The sequence below is a fragment of the Shewanella donghaensis genome (assembly GCF_007567505.1).
Lineage (GTDB): Bacteria > Pseudomonadota > Gammaproteobacteria > Enterobacterales > Shewanellaceae > Shewanella > Shewanella donghaensis.
The window spans coordinates 286,180-305,560 of the sequence record NZ_CP041783.1; the positions used below are offsets into that span (position 1 = coordinate 286,180).

Sequence of the window (19,381 nt, forward strand, 5' to 3'; positions counted from 1 at the left end):
CGTTCAATATCATCCTCAATCTATAGCAATAACAATATATAGAGTAATTCTGTTACCTTATGAATTGAATGTGTCAGATATAAACGTGTATCGGTCACTCAAAAGCGCAGGTCAAAGGAACTTTGATGGCGACATTATTTAGGCTATTGATGATTGTCATTGCAGCATTAGCAATAACCATTTTGGTGATTTTTGTGATGTCGAGTTTAGTGGGTTTGGGCGTTCCAGAGCATGCAAATAATACTCTTGCCTATGTCATTTAAACTTGCTCGTTAATGTATACGCGAAAGTCCCGATATTTTTTATGTTATCACTTTCTGCTTCAACTTCTGCTTTATCGATTCTCATAGCGCTAGCCAATATTAGCGAGTCCTGTTAGGTTAAATACTGTACTAGATATTACATCGACATTTTGAGTTATCTCGTTTAAGTTCACGGACATAATAAGGATATTTTCATGTTTAAGACCCTCATCACAACTGCTATCACAACGGCCATCGTGGCGGTTGCACTCGGTGGTTGCTCGAACACCAATAAAGCTAATGATGTTAAACCCCAATCAGCGTCTATTAATTCAGTTGCCAGTAATTCAGTGGCATTTGAAAGCTACAATGCTGAAGAGTTCTATAAAACCACCAGCGTGTTTGGTTCCTCTATTAATCATTTAGGCAATGCTGTTTTAGTCAGTAATGATGAAAGCGGTATTTTTAATGCTTACCGTGTCCCTGTTGATGGAAGCCCGTCAACACAACTGACGTTCTCAACCAAAGAGTCGGTATTTGTTGAGTCGTGGTTTCCAAAAGACGAGCGCTTTTTATATAGCGCAGATAAAGGTGGTGATGAACTTAACCACCTCTATGTCCAAGAGTTAGATGGTACAGAAGTAGATTTAACCCCAGGTGAAGGCTTAAAAGCGTCAGTAATGTCTTGGCATGAAGATGAGCAATCATTCTTTGTGGTAACCAATGAGCGAGACGCTAAGTATTTTGATGTTTATCAATATAATGCTAAAGATTACAGTCGCCAGTTAGTGTTTAAAAATGACTCTGGTTTCAGTGTCGAAGTAGTGAGTCCGAATGGTCGTTTTATTGCCCTGAGTAAAAGCCACTCAAACAGTAACTCAGATCTTTATTTAATCGACCTTAGATTGAAAATGGCAAAACCGCGATTGCTCACTGAACATAGTGGTGACGTTGCTTACTCAGTTGATACTTTTTCTAAAGACAATAAACGCTTGTTGTATGCCACGGATGAATTTGGTGAGTTCAACCAATCATGGGCATTTGATTTAGCGACCGATGAAAGCACGTTAAGCTATAAAGCAGATTGGGATGTCAGTTTTAGCTATTTCTCAAAAGATGGCCGTTTTCAAATTACCGGTGTCAATGCTGACGCGCAAACTCAATTGGTGATTACTGATTTAACCACCGATTCTGAACTTCAATTACCCACATTACCTAGTGGTGATTTACGTGGGGTGAATTTCTCTGATGATTCAAGTTCAATGGTATTTTACATTAACTCAGATACCTCACCATCAAATTTATACACGCACAAACTCGGCACAGACTCGATACTTCGATTAACCAATTCTGGTAATCCAAACATAAAAGAACAGAATCTTGTTACGGGTGAAGTGGTGCGTTTTAAAAGCTTTGATGGCATAGATATCCCAGCGATTCTTTATAAACCTAAACAAGCTAATATGAAAAAAGTGCCCGCATTGATTTATATCCATGGTGGGCCAGGCGGGCAATCTCGAAAAGGTTACTCGGCAACGGTTCAACATCTGGTGAATAATGGCTATGCCATCATTAAGATTAACAATCGTGGTTCAAGTGGCTATGGTAAAACGTTTTTTCACTTAGATGATAAGCGTCATGGTGAAGATGATTTACAGGATGTGGTTTATAACAAAAAGTATCTGCAAACTTTAGATTGGGTTGATGCTGATAAAATTGGTGTTATGGGCGGTAGTTACGGCGGTTACTTAACAATGGCTGCGATGGCATTTACTGATGAGTTCAAAGTCGGTATTAATATCTTTGGGGTGACTAACTGGGTGAGAACCCTAGAAAGTATTCCTCCTTATTGGGAAGCATTTCGAAAAAGCCTTTATGACGAGTTAGGTGACCCAGCCACAGACAAAGAACGTTTACATAATATTTCGCCAGTCTTTTTTGGTGAACAAGTGAAAAGCCCGGTATTAGTTGTGCAAGGGGCGAATGATCCCCGAGTGCTAAAAATTGAGAGTGATGAAATGGTCGAGTCGATCCGCTCGGGCGGCACATATGTTGATTACTTAGTTTTTGATGATGAAGGCCATGGCTTTAGTAAAAAAGCTAACCGTATTAGTGCTTCTAATAAATATCTCGAATTTTTAAATACCTACTTATAAGTTCTTAAACTTGATGTTGTTGTTAATACAAAAAGCCATTTGATTAATCAAATGGCTTTTTTATGGCGGCTATATTACGAGTAATCTTAATTAATAAGGCTTATTTCTTTATAAGCGCTGCTGCTTCAGCTTGGCTTACCATTTACTCATCAAGATAATAGATGCTTTTTAGCCTGATTTTTACAAGTTAGTCATGTAAAATGCATTGTTGCAACATTCCTATGCTGACGGTTGTACTTCATTGAGTTCAATCGAGTATTCAAACCAATATAAGTAGATATTATGTTTTTTTATATTATCGGGTTAAGCGTGCTTTTTTGTATTTTGTGCGGCGCACTTTATGTTATTTATCGCAATATCAATAAAGGCAGGATTAGCAAATCAAAAGAGTTCAATGTGTTATTTGATGAAGATACCATTGTTGATGAGTTAATTACGCAACTTATCGAGAAGAATCAAAATCAAGAAAATGTAGATAAAACCAAGCAAAGTAAAGCTGACATTCTGGAGACTTTTATAGAGTTGCATCGGTCTGGTAGTTTTTGTTCACAATTGACTGAGCAAGAGATCATTTACTTTGTTAAAAAGAAATTAAATATGGATAGTCACACACAAGGAAAGTAATAAAAATGGACGACAAGATTCAACCCGCTCAACAAAGTGAAAACCAATCTTTTTCCAGTAACTTTGGCCGAAGAAATATCATTCTTATTTCAGCAGTCATTACTGTTTTAGTGGTCATTGCCATTCTGATCTCTCAGATGATTGCTTGGAATGAAGCAGATGAACGTTTAGTTCATCAATCGGCTTTTACTGGTAATCTCACCGTGATTAACCAGGCGGGTCCTTATTTTAAAGCCTTTGGTACTGTATCTGCCTATAAGAAAGTGATCTCAATAAACTTTACTGGCGATAAAGGCGCAACAGCCAGTGCTTTGGTACCATTAATCCCGATTCGATTTCTTGATACCACCACTGGTGATGCTAGAGGTGTATCGCGTTTTAGATTACCTGGAAACGTTCCATCAGCTGAGTCTGGTACATTACGTGGCCTACTTAAAATTCATGAAGAGTTTGGCTCACAAGAAACATTAATATCAAATTTACTGATGCGTGCGACAACTGAAAATGTGAAGGCATCAGCCAGAATGATGTCCGTTGAACAGCATTATTCAGGGGGCAATGGTCAATTAAGTCAAGATTTCTCTGATCAATTAGTTAACGGTATTTTTGTTACTGAACAGATATTCAGTAATACAGGCCGCAATAAAACTCAGGAGTTTAATAACCTCAGTAAGCAGCAGCGCGTAACGATTAAAATTAAACAAGATAGTGACGGAAACCCATTACGAAACGCCCCAATTTTAGGCGCTTATGGTATTACGGTTGTTGATGCGAGTATTATCGATATTGATTACGAAAGTAAGGTTAATGCGCGACTTGAAGCGCAAAAGCAAGCTGCAGCAGATGAAGCATTAGCAAGACAAAACCTAAAAAAAGCAGAGCAACAAGCACGTACCGAAGTCGCGCTAGGTGAACAAGCGATTGCTAAGCAAAGAGCTGAATCTGAAAAGCTAAAAATCAAAGAACAAATTGATGCTGAAAGGGTCAAAGCCAATGCGATTATTTCGGCGCAGCAACGTGTTGCGGTTAAATCTGAGCTAGCGAAAGAGCAAGCTGAAATACTTAAGCAGCAACGCCTAGAAGCTCAAGGTATGGATGTACTTGCTGAAGCGCGTCAAAGAGCTAAATCTGCGGCACTGGATCCAAAATATGTTTTCGATGAAACATTGAAGGCCGAAGTTACCATTCAAACGGCGTTATTTAACAGTCTTGGGAATAGTCGCTTAGTGCCTGAAATTGTGATTGGTGGTGGGCAAGATGGACAAAATAATGGTTCTGAGTTCATGAGATTATTAGCTGCAGATGCAGCGCTTAATCTTAAAAAACGACTCGATGAGCAGAAGTAGATTTGAATTGAGGTATTATAGTGGCTAAAAACATGAAAGCTTAAAGTGTAAGCCAGCATATGTATTAATGCTTTAAATATAAGTCAGAATGCTTAAACATCGCGACTGCATTACTTTTAAAGTGAGTAATAAAATTTAAAATGAGTAACAAAAAACGCCGATAGACTTCAGTCTATCGGCGTTTTTATTGGATGCTTTATAAACACCAAGTGATTTAATGGCTACTTCTTTATAAGCGCTGCTGCTTCAGCTTGGCTTGCCATGTACTCATCAAAGGTACCATGGAAGTTTATTAGCTGCTGGTCTCTCACATCAATGATGTGAGTCGCAAGAGATGAAACGAATTCTCTATCGTGACTGACGAAAATCAATGTGCCTTCAAATTCTTTAAGGGCATTGTTTAGCGCTTCAATCGCTTCCATGTCCATGTGGTTAGTTGGTTCGTCCATGATAAGCACGTTGATATCCATCATCATTAACTTACCAAACAATAGGCGGTTCTTTTCACCACCTGAACAGTTACGGGCTTTCTTGTTTGAGTCATCTTCAGTAAATAAAAGACGGCCTAACATGCCACGTACCATTAAATCGTTATGTTTTGGTGTGCGCCATTGCGACATCCAATCGAATAAACTCAAGTCATTATCAAAGTCTTTACTGCTGTCTTGTGGGCAGTAACCGATAGCGGCATTTTCAGACCACTTAACCACACCTTCTTTGTTCGTCAGGTCGTTCACTAAACAGCGTAGTAGGGTAGTTTTACCTACACCGTTTTCACCGATAACAGCAAGCTTGGCGCCTGCTTCAAGAATAATATTACCGCCTTGGAATAAGGTGTTATCTTCAAAACCATGGCCGACTTCTTCCATGATAAGCGCTTGACGATGCATTTTCTTACTTTCGTCAAAACGTAGTGAAGGCGTCATACGGCTAGACGATTTAACTTCATCTAACGAAATTTTATCAAGTTTTTTAGCACGAGAACTGGCTTGCTTAGCTTTAGATGCGTTAGCACCGAAACGGTTAACGAAGTCTTGAAGTTCAGCCATTTCAGCGGTCTTCTTAGCGTTACCTGCTAATAATTGCTCTTGGATTAAACCTGCAGCGTCAAGGAAGTACTCGTAGTTACCAGGATATACACGTAATTCACCGTAATCGATATCAGCCATATGGGTACAGACAGTGTTCAAGAAATGTCTATCATGGGAGATGATGATCATGGTGCATTTACGCTTGTTTAGCTCATCTGCTAACCAGCTAATAGTATGAATGTCCAAGTTGTTGGTTGGTTCATCAAGTAGCAAAATATCTGGATTTGAGAATAAGGCTTGTGCTAATAACACACGTAACTTCTTACCAGGGGCTACTTGGCTCATTAAACCAAAGTGGTATTCTTCATCAATACCGGCTTCAAGTAGAATTTCACCAGCACGACTTTCTGCACTGTAACCGTCCATTTCAGCAAACTCACTTTCAAGTTCACCCACTCTCATACCGTCTTCTTCGCTCATGTCTGGCAAAGAGTAAATGCGTTCACGCTCTTGCTTCACTTCCCAAAGTTTAGGATCGCCCTGAATTACTGCGTCAACAACGCTGTACTGTTCAAACGCGAACTGATCTTGACTTAGGGTACCGACTTTTTGACCCGGAGTAATAGACACGTTGCCAGAGGTCGGTGCAAGTTCACCACTTAGAATTTTCATGAAGGTTGATTTACCACAACCATTTGCACCGATTAAACCATAACGGTTTCCGTGGCCAAATTTAGCTGAGATGTTTTCAAACAATGGCTCTGGGCCAAACTGCATGGTGATATTTGCGGTAGAAATCAAAGGAATATCCTGACGGTTAATGATGCAAAGTTAAGTTCAAGGTACGTTAAATGGTACGATTGAAATGGCTAAACTAAGCAGGTAAAAGCTAACCCATTATAGGATGAGCATTTGCGTAGGTAAAACAGGCGCGGATTATACAGATAAAACTGGTCATATGTCGAGCAACCAATTCGGTTTATTGTATATTTTGACGTGTTTAGCCTGATCTTCGTCATAAATGGATAATTGTGACACTTTTAAGATATTGGATGTTGTAGTTAACTTATCCATTTTGTACCAATTCGTCACAATATAGAGGCTTGGTTTTTAACGGTTTTGGTTTGGGTTTATCCTCATTTTGAGATTTAGGCTTTGCGGTAGTTTTTTGATTAGCAGCAAGCTTCATCTGATTTTTCCACCAGGTTAATTCTTCACATCCATGGCCTGGTTTAATGGCTTTTTGGTCTTTACATAAGCTATTACCTTCCGGGCATTTTAAACGTACATGCATATGTGAAGTATGCCCCCACCAAGGCCGGATTTTTTGTAGCCATAAATCATTTTTATTTCGTTCATTACAAAGTTGCTGCTTGATTACAGGGCTAACAAAAATGCGTGCAACTTGATCGTGTTGTGCCGCTAACTTAAGCATGGTTCTGTGTTTATTTAACCAAGCATCATTAACGCTAAAACTGGCTTTGTTGACCACACTTTGATGCATTGGTTTTTGAATCTGTTCATTGGTTAATGAGCGATCTGTAAGCTTTAACCAGATATCGACATCTAAGCCTATTTGATGACTACTGTGGCCAAAATCGAATTGGCCGCCTCGTGGCATCGACATATCACCAATAAGAATATTATTGATCCCCTCATGGGATAATTGTTTTGAATATTGACTAATAAAAGTGACTAAATTGGGATGACCATAATAACGCTGTCGCTGACTACGAATAACTTGATAGCCTTCGCCAGTTAATGGCAGTGCCTGCGCACCCGATAAACAACCGTTAGCGTAACTGCCGATAGCCGCACTGTCGCCTTGATAAATACTGGTAGCCAATTCCCAAGGGTTGACTCGTGCAAGAGCCTGATAGCTGACTAAAAGATAAAATACAATCAGAGCAATGCATGGACGTGTGATTTGCAAGGGTATTCCTCTAGAGTATTAAATGCTAAACAAGCACTTTTAAAGAGTTAAATAAACGGCATAGAACAATAGTGTAGTAGGAAAAAGGGATATGTTAGTGTTTTGATGGGATTAAACTCTTGGGATTTTTCAGATGATGTAGTTGGCTGTTTACTGGTGGGCTTGAGAATATAAGTAATTTGTAGAAAGTTAATATCGGCCATCGAAGGAACTCGATGGCCACTAAAGCTTATGTCTGATACTTAATAACTAATTATTAATGACTGATAATGCTTTTTTCAGATTTTTTGGCTGCTTTTGCTGCTTTCTTTTCTTTAGCTGTTAAAAGTGGTTGTTTTTTAACATTCTTCTTACTGTCTTGTCCTTTGCTCATAATGCCTTCCATTTGTTGTAATGCCATAAACCTTAGGTCTGTTTAGTTCAGCCTGAGGACTGCGCTACCTAAATACATAAACTGAAAACGAGTTGGTAACTTTTTCAGTATGGGCTGATTAATTGATAATAGATAGCAATAATAGGGGCTTCGGGCTGCATTTATAGCGCGGAGTTGTTGTATCATTTAGTATAAACACAGCGTTGTCTTTCTATATTTGAGATGAAAGGCTGATTCGTAGAGTGGTTTGTTAATTTTTAATGATGAATATCATTAGTATGGAATATCAAGAATTGTGAAATATATCATTACATTAAGCATTTTTGTTATGTTGCTGGTAACATGTTCTTTTAATACACAAAGTGCAGAAATTAAGCCATTTACCAGTGATGGTTGCAGTGTGTTTCCTGATGGCACATTGATGCAAAAAGAACTATGGCTTGGATGCTGCACCGCCCATGATTTTGCGTATTGGAAGGGTGGCACGTTAATAGAAAAAGACGCATCAGATATTGCTTTAAAAGAATGTGTTGCAGCTCTTGGCAAAGAGGATATTGGGCTAATTATGTTAGCTGGTGTGCGCGTTGGTGGCTCAGCGTACTTTCCAACGTCTTTTCGTTGGGGGTATGGTTGGCCATACCCCAAGCCTTATGGTGAACTCACAGCTAATGAACGTGAGCAAATAAAAAAATCACAACAAGTTAACCAATAGCATTAAAAATTCAACTTTCAACTTTCAACTTTCAACTTTCAACTTTCAACTTTCAACTTTCAACTTTCAACTTCGAGAAGGTGGAATTATTAAATGGAACTAATAGTTAAACAGTTACAACAGCGAGGTTATGCTGCCTCATATGAAGGGGGATTGTTGGAATAGCCCTGACTGAATTTAAAGTGGGAAGGTTACATAAACCCCTCTAATTTATTAATCTAAAAAAATCATAATTTACAATGGATGTAATCACTCTAGATGATATTTATATTAAAACTTTTAATACTTTTCGGTTTGGTCAAATTACTTGAGCAGAATGAAAAACCTTTCCTGTGCGCCGCGATATATAGTGTAATATTTTTTGTTTTATCGTTCTCAATAGGTACAGGCTTTGTTGATGCTTTAATTGGCTCAATTATATCGTTTGTCTTTGCTGCCATTTATTTTTGGCTGCTTGATCGCTTTATGAATAGTGGTTGGTTTTGGCCAATATTTGCCATCGGGATTTTATTTGGCTTTGTTTAAAGCTATTTTATTGAATTGACATTTACTCAGTCTGGTTCGTTTTGATTTACGATTTTCATAAACTTCAACGTACTTTAGTATCGCAATCAATAATTAAAAAATAGTAAAACAATATGGAGATTATTTTGTGAAATTTGAAGTGATTAATGAAGAGAATAAAGAAGTCTTGGAGACTCTTGTAAATGGTGTTCGCGAACACCGATTTGAACATATGGGATCGGAAGATACTAAACCTTTATCTGTGGTTTCTCGTGATGAAAATGGTCATATCCTTGGCGGTATTGCTGGGCGAACCATCTACAGAAACTTTCTAATTGAAGTGCTTTGGGTCGATAAAGCAACCAGGGGCTCAGGTCTTGGTCGTCAATTAATGGAAATGGCTGAAGTTGAAGCGATAAAAAGAGGCTGTGTTCTTGCTCAATTGGACACGTTAGATTATCAAGCGCCTGAGTTTTATAAAAAGCTGGGTTTTGAGATAGCAGGCAGTGTGGCAGCATTTACTGGCAGCCCAGAAAGGATTTTTCTCACCAAAAAATACTAATGTTTATTTAATGCAGAACGGCTGATTTACAAGGCGGTAAGGTTTGAATGAGATTAAAGCCATGCTTGAATTTATAGTCGAAATAGAAAAGTTAAAGTCGGTAATTCGTAATACTAAACCCGTTGGAGATTATGACTCTTAATGGTGAGCGCATCGCTAAAGGCAGTAATGCTCTTTGGCTCGAACTCGAACAGCAATTAGAAAAAGCCGCAGATGATGGTTTAATGAATTAAAGGCAGAGCCATTGAATCGATATTTCTCCATCGACTTTTGCTTCATTTTTATGCTACAAATCGACGCCTAAATTAGCTGTTCTTCTATGGTCTAATAATGGGGTTATTGGCACCTTAAGCTTTTTTATTTCAATGCTTAATTTGTCGTATTCCTTAAAACCTTTTTATTGAAATCCCTATATTCATTCACTCACCTAAAATATTGATTAATTATTGAGCGGTGTAGGCATGAAACACCATATAAATTGCGCTAGCTCTTGCTGTTATCTACACATAGAAACTACACTGGAGTTACATGTTTATCACAACAATAACTGGTGTGTATTCAATTAGATCTAATTGATTTCAAAAGCACCGTTTTGACATTCGTTATCAGCACATTTCCGGGACGAAAGTATGCCAAATCATCTCAATAACACCGCGTTTAAATTTGCACTGCTATTTTCATCTCTGGCGCTTATTTCTGGCTGCGAAAAAGAACCAATAAAAATCACCCCCAAATTAGTCGTTGTTGAGAAGGTTGCAACTGCCACAGTGCCGTTATATGGCAACTATGTTGGTGTGACTCAAGCGTCTTTAGATGTTGAAGTCAGAGCAAGGGTTGACGGGTTTGTTGAGAATAAGAGTTTTATTGAGGGGAGTGCGGTTAAAGAGGGCGCATTGCTTTACCGGATTGATAATCGTCCCTATGTGGCCGTAGTTAACCGTTTAAGTGCCAACGTTGAGTCACAGCAATCGGCCTATGAAAAGGCCAAGCGTGATGTGGAACGATTAAAACCGCTGTACGAACAAGATGCTGCCAGCCAGTTAGATTTTGATAATGCACTTTCAGTCCAGTCTCAAGCAAAATCCAGTGTTGCGGCGAGCAAAGCAGAGCTTGAAGAAGCCAAACTTGAATTGAGTTATACCGAAATTAAATCGCCAATCTCAGGTCTTGTAAGTCGTTCAGAAGTCGATATCGGCGCATTAGTGGGGAGCAGCGGTCAATCGTTATTAACGCGGGTGAAGCAAGTAGACCCTATTTATGTGACGTTTAATATGTCGGCACTGGATTATCTTAATGCCCGTCGCCGTATGGCAAGTTATAGCGCCCAAAAGGTTGCTGATTCTGAGGGTAAAGCTGTTGAGGGCTTTGTAACCATTACATTGCCAGATAACAGTCAATACCGTTACTTGGGGGATGTGGGTTTTACAGATCCTTCAGTTAATCCCGAAACTGGCACTTTTCAGGTTCGTGCTGAACTTCCTAATCCAGATAAAGAATTACTTCCTGGTCAATACACCAAGGTTAGAATAAAACTCAGTGAAGTGAATGATGCGATTGTTATTCCACAAAAAGCCACCCAGGTAGACCAAGGTGGCGTCTATGTGATGGTGGTGTTGCCAGATAATAAAGTCGAACGTCGTTTTATTGTGATTAAGCATCAAGGTGAAATGGGTGTGGTGGTGCAAAGTGGCCTTAAAGCCGGTGAACTGGTGATTGTTGAAGGCATGCATCGGGTTCGCCACGGACAACTTGCCGAACCATTAACCGCTGAACAATATTATAAAAAAGAAGATGTTAAAGAAAAAGAACAAGCATTAAAACAACAAGAGCTTGAGCAGGAACAGGAGGGTAACTAATGGCACAATATTTCGTTAATCGCCCTGTTTTTGCTAGTGTAATTTCGATTGTTATTGTGTTGCTGGGTTTAATTGCCATGTTTCAATTACCCATCGACCAATATCCATACATTACGCCGCCTCAGGTAAAAATATCAGCATCTTACCCAGGTGCTACATCAACTACTGCTGCAGAATCAGTGGCTACACCCTTAGAGCAAGAGCTTAACGGCTTGCCAAACATGATTTATATGAGTTCTAAAAGTACTAATTCTGGCAGTACCAATGTCACGATTACCTTTGATGTCGGTACTAACCCAGATCTTGCTGCGGTTGATGCACAAAACTCTACTCAACAAGCTACGGGCAGTTTACCCATTGATGTACAAACTGAAGGGGTCTCAGTATCAAAAGAGGCTTCTGTTGAGCTGCTTAAGTTAGCATTAACCTCAGAAGACGAACGCTACGATGAAATTTATCTTAGTAACTATGCCACCATTAATATTCAGTCAGCGTTAAAACGCATTCCAGGTGTTGGACGAGTCAGAAACACGGGGTCGCGTAGTTATTCAATGCGAGTGTGGTTAAATCCCGACACCATGGCGGGTTATGGACTCACGACCTCTGATGTTATTGATGCGATTAAAGCGCAAAACAAAGAGTCTCCAGCAGGCAGTATTGGTTCACAACCTAATGCCGATACGCTGAGTATGACTATGCCTATCACTGCTGCAGGGCGCATGAGTAGTGTGCCGCAATTTAACGAAATTATTGTTCGTGCCAGCGCCGATGGCTCGATTATTCGACTGCGTGATATTGCCAGTATTGAGCTTGGTTCATCATCTTATACGCTGCAATCTCAGCTCAATGGTGATAATGCCACGATCTTGCAGGTTTACTTATTACCAGGGGCTAATGCGCTCGAAGTCACTAAAAAAGTTAAAAGTGAAATGGCAAAACTTGCCCTAAAATTCCCTCAAGGGATGAATTGGGAAGTGTTCTTTGATGCGTCAGTCTTTATTGAAAACTCCATTGATGAAGTGGTTAAAACCTTAGTTGAAGCATTAATTTTGGTTATCATTGTGGTGTTTTTATTCTTGCAAAATATCCGCGCCACGCTCATTCCTGCTATTGCGGTACCTGTGTCATTAATCGGTACACTCGCCGCAATGCTGGCCTTTGGTTTTACCATCAATACTGTGAGTTTGTTGGCGTTGGTGCTGGCCATTGGTATTGTGGTCGATGATGCTATTGTGGTGGTGGAAAATGTTGAGCGCTTAATGCATGAGAAAGGACTAAGTCCATCAGAAGCCACCAAGGTTGCTATGAAGGAGTTGTCTGGTGCACTTATCGCTACCAGCCTAGTGCTTGCTGCTGTATTTGTGCCCGTGTCTTTCTTGTCGGGGATCACCGGTATTATGTATCGTGAGTTCGCCGTAGCCATAACGGTTGCAGTATTGATTTCGACTGTGGTTGCGCTGACCCTTTCACCCGCACTTTGTGCGTTATTACTTAAGCCAGGTGATAAAGCCACCTCTGGTTTTTTCAAATGGATGAATGACCGTTTAGACACCGCAACTGCTAAATATGTATGGTTGGTTAGTTTAACAAATAAATATGCTAAACGCAGTTATTTGCTGTTTATTCTAATGGTAGGCGGAGTGTATTTAATTATGAGCACACTACCATCAAGCTTTATGCCAGATGAAGATCAAGGGCGCTTTTTTATCGATGTGTCTTTGCCTAATGGCGCAACGGTTAATCGTACTCAAGATGTGCTTAAAAAAGCAGAAGCCACAGTGCTTGCCCATCCAGCTATTGCCTACTCATTTACCCTTGCGGGAGAGAACAGACGTTCAGGCTCTAATCAAGCTAACGGTCAGTTTGAGATTATTCTAAAACCTTGGTCTGATCGCGTTGATACTAATGCGACAGTACAGCAGGTAATGAACGATATTAAGCAAGAACTCCATGATGTGCTGGAAGCTGAATTCAAAATATATTTACCTTCTGCAGTTCCTGGTCTTGGTAATGGTTCTGGCGTTGAAATGGAACTACAAGATACCTCAGGCAGTAATTTTAAAGGCTTGATGGAAACCGCTGATGAATTGGTTGAAGCCTTAAAGCTACAACCTGAGATAGCCACCGCAGGATTATCGCTACAAACGGCTATTCCGCAATTACACCTCAGCGTAGATGAGGCTAAAGCGATGGCCATTGGGGTTAAGGTTTCCGATATCTATGGCACGATTAAAACCTTTACTGACTCATCGACGGTTAATGACTTCAATTTATTTGGTCGTGTGTATCGAGTGAAAGTGCAAGCTTCAGAGGAGTTTCGTCAATTCCCCGATCAAATAGAGAATTACCATGTACGTTCATCATCGGGCGCCATGGTGCCAGTCGGCGTATTAGCTAAATATGATTACTCAGTAGGACCTGCTGCGGTGACTCATTACAACATGTTCACCAGTGCGTCGATAAATGCATCTCCCGCAGTGGGCTATGCTTCTGGTGATGTGATTAAGGCAATTGAACGGGTAGCTAAACCCATACTACCCGATGAATTTAGTTACGAGTGGACAGGTATCACATATCAAGAAGTGCAGTCTGCCAACCAAACAGCTATAGCGGTTACCTTAGCAATGGTGTTTGTGTTCTTGTTCCTTGCAGCGCTTTATGAAAGTTGGACCTTGCCAATTGCCGTGTTACTTATCGCGCCAATTGCAATGTTAGGCGCATCACTGGGGACTTTAGTTAGCGGTATGGAAAGTAATTTATTTTTCCAGGTGGCATTTATCGCACTGATTGGTATGGCTGCGAAAAACTCGATATTGATTGTCGAGTTTGCGAATCAGTTACATAAAGAAGGTAAGAGTCGATTAGATGCCGCACTCGAAGCGGCTAATATGCGTTTTAGGCCGATTCTAATGACGTCATTGGCATTTATTCTCGGGGTGTTACCACTGGTATTGTCTGTGGGGCCTGGTGCGGTGAGTCGACAAAGTATTTCTATCCCTATCTTATGCGGCATGATCTTCGCGACAACCATTGGGATTGTAATGGTTCCGTTGTTTTTTGTGACAACAGCAGGTTGGGTTAAATCTAAAATTAGCGCCAAAGCCGATACCGCGGAGGTATCTACTCATGCCTAATCAATATAATCAGACACTCACCAATATGATCGCAATAAATAGCTGTAAATTGAAAAAGTTATCAATGGCCTTATCTGCCGGTATTATGCTGCTTTCTGGTTGCGCTATGGGGCCTGATTATCAAAGACCTGAACTGGATATTCCCGATCAGTTTCATAATGAATTACAGCAGACTGACGGACAAAATGTAGGGCTTAGGCATTGGCGTGATTTCTATTTGGATCCTGATTTACAGGTACTGATTGAACATGCTCTGGATCAAAACCTCGATATAGAAGGCGTTCGATCAAGGTTAATAGCTGCAAGGGCTGGCGTTACCGTAACCGATGCGGCATTGTTTCCTGCTATAGGCCTTGAAGTAGATGGTGAACGAGCATTAGACAGTGCGTTAACCAATACTGATCCCATTAAAGAAGATACCTTTTATGTGGCAGGTACCGTTTCTTGGGAGCTGGACCTTTGGGGCGCCAATCGTCGAAGAAGTGAAGCTGAATTTGCTAACTTTCTTTCGTCACAAGAAGCGCTGAACTTAGCCACTATCAGCTTAATCAGCGATGTGGCCAGTTGCTATTATGAATGGCTTGATATTGAACAGCGCTATCAAATTTCATTAAACACCGTTGATCTTCGTAAGAAAGAACGAGACCTTGCTCGATTGCGTAAGCAAAATGGGGTGATCTCAGGTTTACAAGTTAGACAAGCAGAAGTTGAATATCAAAGTGCCAGAGTGACACTGCCAGACCTTGATTATGAGCGCAGTGAAAAGGCCAATCAGTTAAGGATTTTATTGGGCGAATTTAAATATCCTTTAAGCCCTAAAACTGAAGCTGAATTAAAAGCTGACAGCGCATTATTTCCTGATTCATTCGCAGTTGGGATCCCATCACAGATGCTGTCACAGCGGCCAGATGTTAAATCAGCGGAGCAGGCACTTGTCGCGGCTAATGCCAATGTCGGCGTGGCTAAAACAGCATTTTTTCCAAAATTTACCATTAGCGGAAGTTATGGTTCAGAGTCAGAAGATTTAAGTGATATTTTTGATAGTCAAGGTGTCACTTGGGCATTATTGGGTGGGATAACTGCGCCAATTTTCAATGCTGGTAGTATTTCAGCTCAATATGACATAGCCAGAGAAGATGCTAAACAAGCGATGCTCAGTTATAGAAGTACGGTACTCGGAGCCTACTTTGAAGTGAACGATGCGATGAACAGTTTCAGACGTTCAGAACTGGCGATTGAAGCACAGAAGGAGTTAGTGGTGGCTTCAACTGAATACACTCGATTAGCTACGTTAAGGTATCGTAATGGTGTATCTAGTTCGTTAGATCTGATGGATGCACAGCGTAGCCTATTTAGTGCTGAGTTGACGTTAAGTCTGGTAAAACGTGACCGATTATTATCAATGATCACACTTTATCGAGCGCTTGGCGGCGGTGTCTTGACCAGTGATGAAATGAAAGCCGAGCTTGAAAAAACATCGGGTAACGAACAAGCTGAGGGGTGAGTAGATATTGCTGGTCGTTAGCAAGGACATTTGTGATATTTTGATAATAGATGCGATGCTGTATGCAGTTTCAAGTAATTTCAGCATCCATTTCTTTTATTCGTAGTAACATTATTTATCTTAGCCAGTTTAGTTTAAAAGAAGAGTTAATGGACAACATATCTAACAATAATCAATATTTCGAGGTTACCTTTAGCAAGCAAGTGATACCTTCGGTAGCTGATTGTGAGTTTGAAGAGTGCGAGTTTAACGACTGTGATTTTTCGGATGCTATTTTTAAACATTGTAAGTTTTTAAATTGCTCATTCAATCGTTGTAATTTGAGCTTGATGAAAGTGCCATTGACGCGTTTTTTTGAGGTGGACTTTAATGATTGTAAGATGGTGGGTGTTGATTGGACTAAGGCGGATTGGCCATCGTTTCATCGAGACTCTCAATTAAGTTTTAACCGCTGTATTCTTAACGATTGTTCGTTTTTCGGTTTAGTGTTGAATGAACTAAAGTTGATTGAATGTAAGATACATGACGTTGATTTTCGCAATGGTGACTTCGCTAATTCAACAATGACTTTTTGTGATTTTACTAATAGTATTTTTATGAAAACCAATTTACAAAACGTCGATTTTAGTGATTCAAGTGATTTTACGATTGATGTAATGCAAAACCGCATTGCCCAAGCTAAGTTCTCACGTTTTGAAGCGTTAAGCTTACTTGAAAGTTTAGATATAGAGCTGGTGGATTAACCCTATTGTTTACTTAAGTCAGTTAATAAAAAGCGCTATGATTATAATGTAAAAATCATAGCGCTCTCATCTTCTGTACATCTTCGCATTGTTTATCAGAATAGCTCAGCTTTTATTCCAGCGAATATCCCAATTTAAGTCACCACAATTAGCCATTACTGAAAGTATCACCAGCGACTTGTTCTTTGGTTATGCTGGATGCAATGATTTTCATCGCTTGCGTTAGTTTTGTTAGTTGCTCTTTGCCAATGGTATACGGCGGAGTGATATAAATAACGTTGGCAAAAGGTCTTATCCATACACCCAATTCAATAAAGTCCTGCTGTAACTTCGCTGTATTAATCACACTGTCCATTTCGATTACGCCAACAGCGCCTAATACTCTGACATCAACAACATGTGGATAATCGATGGCCTGTGCAAGCTCCGTTTTCATTTGTTGTTCAATATCGCTGACTTGTTGTTGCCAAACACTCGTTTGTAAAATACTCATACTTGCACTGGCTGCAGCGCAGGCGAGCGGGTTACCCATAAATGTCGGTCCGTGCATAAACACGCCCGCTGGGGAGTCACTGACGCCTTTGGCGACTTCATCGCTACATAGAGTGGCTGCTAAGCTGATATAACCGCCAGTTAAGGCTTTACCTAAACATAAAATATCGGCTTCAATATTGGCATATTCATAAGCAAATAACTTGCCGATACGACCAAAGCCAGTGGCGATTTCATCAAGAATGAGCAGTACATTGTATTGATTACATAAGGCTCTAATGGCAGATAAATACTCGGCTGAATAAAAGTGCATCCCGCCAGCCGCTTGCATCACAGGTTCAATAATTATGGCGGCAATATCTTGGTGATGCTCAGCTAAAATCGCCTCAAGCGCATCAGTATCACCATGCTTTAATGCTTCACCGAAAACAGATTGTGGCGCTGGGGCAAATAAGTGTTCAGTCACTGCAGCGCTAAACATGGTATGCATGCCATTATCAGGATCGCATACACTCATCGCAGCAAAGGTATCGCCGTGATAACCCCGTTTAACGGTTAATAAACGCTGCTTTCGCGGCAGCTGCTTACCTTGCCAGTATTGCATGGCCATTTTAATGGCGACTTCGACAGCAATAGAGCCAGAATCTGCTAAAAAAACCTTGGTTAAATTAGGGCTAGTCATGTCAACTAATTGCTTACATAGATTGACTGCTGGAGCGTGGGTAATACCGCCAAACATAACATGACTCAGGGTTGTAAGCTGTTGCTGCATCGCCTCAATAATCTCAGGGCGGTTATAACCGTGAATACAGGCCCACCATGAACTGGTGCCATCAATAACCTTTTGGCCATCGCTTAAGGTCAGTTCACAGCCGTCAGCACTTTGGACTCCAGTTACACTGGCGGCTTGATTCATCGAGGTATAGGGATGCCAGATATGCTGTTTATCAAACTCGAAGTCGATCGTTTGGGATGATTGCTGAGAAAATGAATTGTTCATAATTTAACCGTTAGTCAAGGTGCAATGCGCGATAGCATTGACAGTTTACGTGCTGAAGGTATCCTAACCCAATATAAAGTGAATATAAAATGAATAAAAAAGGATTAATCAATGTCGTTGTCAGCCATCCGTCAAGACTGGACCAAAGCAGAAATAGAAGCGTTATTTGCTTTACCGATGAACGATTTGCTGTTTAAAGCCCACAGTATTCATCGTGAGACGTTTGATCCCAACGAAGTACAGATTAGTCGTTTACTGTCGATTAAAACCGGTGCCTGCCCTGAAGATTGTAAGTATTGTCCGCAAAGTGCGCGTTACGATACCGGTCTTGAAAAAGAGCGTTTATTGGAAATTGATAAAGTATTAGTGGAAGCGAAAAGCGCTAAAGCTGCTGGCGCATCTCGTTTTTGTATGGGCGCTGCGTGGCGTAATCCCCGTGAGCGCGATATGCCGTATTTAACCCAAATGGTTAAAGACGTTAGAGCGTTAGGCATGGAAACTTGCATGACACTGGGTATGCTATCGAAAGAGCAATCAGATGAGCTAGCAAGCGCAGGTCTTGATTACTACAACCATAACCTTGATACCTCACCTGAATATTATGGCGATGTGATCACCACGCGTACTTATCAAAACCGTATTGATACCTTAACCAACGTGCGTCAGTCAGGCATGAAAGTGTGTTCTGGCGGGATTGTCGGTATGGGCGAAAAAGCGACTGACAGAGCAGGTTTATTGCAACAACTCGCTAATTTAGAACAACATCCTGATTCAGTACCAATCAATATGTTGGTTAAAGTTGCTGGCACGCCATTTGAAAAGATAGATGACTTAGATCCCTTTGAATTTGTGCGCACCATTGCCGTTGCACGTATCATTATGCCGAAATCTCGAGTGCGATTATCAGCAGGGCGTGAAAGTATGACTGATGAATTACAATCAATGTGTTTCTTTGCTGGCGCTAACTCTATCTTCTACGGTTGTAAGTTATTGACGACACCAAACCCAGAAGAGAACGATGACATGAGCCTATTTAGACGTTTAGGTCTGCATCCTGAACAAGGGCCATCAGCTGACATTGAATCTGACAGTGCGTTAATGGCTAAAGCCAATGCAAAAAAAGATAAAGCAACGCAACAATTTTTTGATGCTGCAGCGTTATAACACGA

At 40.5% G+C, this 19,381-nt stretch carries 14 protein-coding genes; 11 read left to right on the forward strand and 3 right to left on the reverse strand.

Annotation, left to right across the window (positions count from 1 at the left end; all coding sequences use genetic code 11):
- The first annotated feature begins 125 nt into the window (after nucleotides 1–125).
- The 4 genes from FPK91_RS20895 (at nucleotide 126) to FPK91_RS01190 (ending at nucleotide 4,368) form a co-directional block, all read left to right on the forward strand.
- Nucleotides 126–263: a hypothetical protein gene (locus tag FPK91_RS20895; protein ID WP_158638057.1), complete on the forward strand. Its 138-nt coding sequence runs from the start codon at nucleotides 126–128 to the stop codon at nucleotides 261–263.
- Nucleotides 264–457: 194 nt separating this feature from the next.
- Nucleotides 458–2,398 carry a S9 family peptidase gene (locus tag FPK91_RS01180; protein ID WP_144206896.1) on the forward strand — a complete coding sequence of 647 codons (1,941 nt, stop codon included), beginning with the start codon at nucleotides 458–460 and terminating at the stop codon, nucleotides 2,396–2,398.
- Between the two features lie 282 nt (nucleotides 2,399–2,680).
- Nucleotides 2,681–3,022 (forward strand): methanolan biosynthesis protein EpsI, encoded by a 342-nt coding sequence (locus tag FPK91_RS01185; protein WP_144206897.1) that lies wholly within the window; start codon nucleotides 2,681–2,683, stop codon nucleotides 3,020–3,022.
- 5 nt (nucleotides 3,023–3,027) lie between these two features.
- Nucleotides 3,028–4,368 carry an SPFH domain-containing protein gene (locus FPK91_RS01190; protein WP_144206899.1) on the forward strand — a complete coding sequence of 447 codons (1,341 nt, stop codon included), beginning with the start codon at nucleotides 3,028–3,030 and terminating at the stop codon, nucleotides 4,366–4,368.
- A 221-nt stretch (nucleotides 4,369–4,589) separates the two neighbouring features.
- Here the strand turns inward: FPK91_RS01190 and FPK91_RS01195 are convergent, their stop codons facing one another.
- Entirely contained in the window at nucleotides 4,590–6,200 is a 1,611-nt protein-coding gene (locus FPK91_RS01195; protein ID WP_144206901.1) for an ABC-F family ATPase, read from the reverse strand.
- A gap of 265 nt (nucleotides 6,201–6,465) precedes the next feature.
- A complete protein-coding gene (gene mepA / locus FPK91_RS01200) occupies nucleotides 6,466–7,332 on the reverse strand; it encodes a penicillin-insensitive murein endopeptidase (protein WP_227006650.1) in 867 nt (288 codons plus the stop codon).
- 668 nt (nucleotides 7,333–8,000) lie between these two features.
- Here mepA and FPK91_RS01205 point away from each other — a divergent pair.
- From FPK91_RS01205 to FPK91_RS01240, 6 genes are all read left to right on the forward strand, one after another.
- Complete coding sequence (locus tag FPK91_RS01205; protein ID WP_227006651.1) at nucleotides 8,001–8,417, forward strand: DUF3430 domain-containing protein; 417 nt, start codon at nucleotides 8,001–8,003, stop codon at nucleotides 8,415–8,417.
- 652 nt (nucleotides 8,418–9,069) lie between these two features.
- A complete protein-coding gene (locus FPK91_RS01215) occupies nucleotides 9,070–9,483 on the forward strand; it encodes a GNAT family N-acetyltransferase (protein WP_144206905.1) in 414 nt (137 codons plus the stop codon).
- Nucleotides 9,484–10,112: 629 nt separating this feature from the next.
- Nucleotides 10,113–11,339, forward strand: coding sequence for an efflux RND transporter periplasmic adaptor subunit (locus FPK91_RS01225; protein WP_144206906.1), 1,227 nt, complete (start codon nucleotides 10,113–10,115; stop codon nucleotides 11,337–11,339).
- Nucleotides 11,339–14,473: an efflux RND transporter permease subunit gene (locus FPK91_RS01230; protein WP_144206908.1), complete on the forward strand. Its 3,135-nt coding sequence runs from the start codon at nucleotides 11,339–11,341 to the stop codon at nucleotides 14,471–14,473. Before FPK91_RS01225 ends, FPK91_RS01230 begins: the two co-directional genes overlap by 1 nt.
- Before the next feature lie 64 nt (nucleotides 14,474–14,537).
- Nucleotides 14,538–15,977: an efflux transporter outer membrane subunit gene (locus FPK91_RS01235; protein WP_405127352.1), complete on the forward strand. Its 1,440-nt coding sequence runs from the start codon at nucleotides 14,538–14,540 to the stop codon at nucleotides 15,975–15,977.
- 62 nt (nucleotides 15,978–16,039) lie between these two features.
- Nucleotides 16,040–16,720: a pentapeptide repeat-containing protein gene (locus FPK91_RS01240; protein WP_227006652.1), complete on the forward strand. Its 681-nt coding sequence runs from the start codon at nucleotides 16,040–16,042 to the stop codon at nucleotides 16,718–16,720.
- Between the two features lie 148 nt (nucleotides 16,721–16,868).
- Here FPK91_RS01240 and bioA read toward each other — a convergent pair whose 3' ends face one another.
- Complete coding sequence (gene bioA / locus FPK91_RS01245) at nucleotides 16,869–18,212, reverse strand: adenosylmethionine--8-amino-7-oxononanoate transaminase (protein WP_144206912.1); 1,344 nt, start codon at nucleotides 18,210–18,212, stop codon at nucleotides 16,869–16,871.
- A 111-nt stretch (nucleotides 18,213–18,323) separates the two neighbouring features.
- Between bioA and bioB the strand changes: the two genes are divergently transcribed.
- Nucleotides 18,324–19,376, forward strand: a complete 1,053-nt coding sequence (gene bioB, locus FPK91_RS01250) for a biotin synthase BioB (RefSeq protein WP_144206914.1) — start codon at nucleotides 18,324–18,326, stop codon at nucleotides 19,374–19,376.
- Nucleotides 19,377–19,381 lie beyond the last annotated feature (5 nt).

Excerpts from the sequence above, each read along its gene's own strand:
- FPK91_RS20895 (WP_158638057.1), top strand. The coding sequence starts at position 126 with ATGGCGACATTATTTAGGCTATTGATGATTGTCATTGCAGCATTAGCA.
- FPK91_RS01180 (WP_144206896.1), top strand. The coding sequence starts at position 458 with ATGTTTAAGACCCTCATCACAACTGCTATCACAACGGCCATCGTGGCG.
- FPK91_RS01185 (WP_144206897.1), top strand. The coding sequence starts at position 2,681 with ATGTTTTTTTATATTATCGGGTTAAGCGTGCTTTTTTGTATTTTGTGC.
- FPK91_RS01190 (WP_144206899.1), top strand. The coding sequence starts at position 3,028 with ATGGACGACAAGATTCAACCCGCTCAACAAAGTGAAAACCAATCTTTT.
- FPK91_RS01225 (WP_144206906.1), top strand. The coding sequence starts at position 10,113 with ATGCCAAATCATCTCAATAACACCGCGTTTAAATTTGCACTGCTATTT.
- FPK91_RS01230 (WP_144206908.1), top strand. The coding sequence starts at position 11,339 with ATGGCACAATATTTCGTTAATCGCCCTGTTTTTGCTAGTGTAATTTCG.
- FPK91_RS01235 (WP_405127352.1), top strand. The coding sequence starts at position 14,538 with ATGGCCTTATCTGCCGGTATTATGCTGCTTTCTGGTTGCGCTATGGGG.
- FPK91_RS01240 (WP_227006652.1), top strand. The coding sequence starts at position 16,040 with ATGCAGTTTCAAGTAATTTCAGCATCCATTTCTTTTATTCGTAGTAAC.
- bioA (WP_144206912.1), bottom strand. The coding sequence starts at position 18,212 with ATGAACAATTCATTTTCTCAGCAATCATCCCAAACGATCGACTTCGAG.
- bioB (WP_144206914.1), top strand. The coding sequence starts at position 18,324 with ATGTCGTTGTCAGCCATCCGTCAAGACTGGACCAAAGCAGAAATAGAA.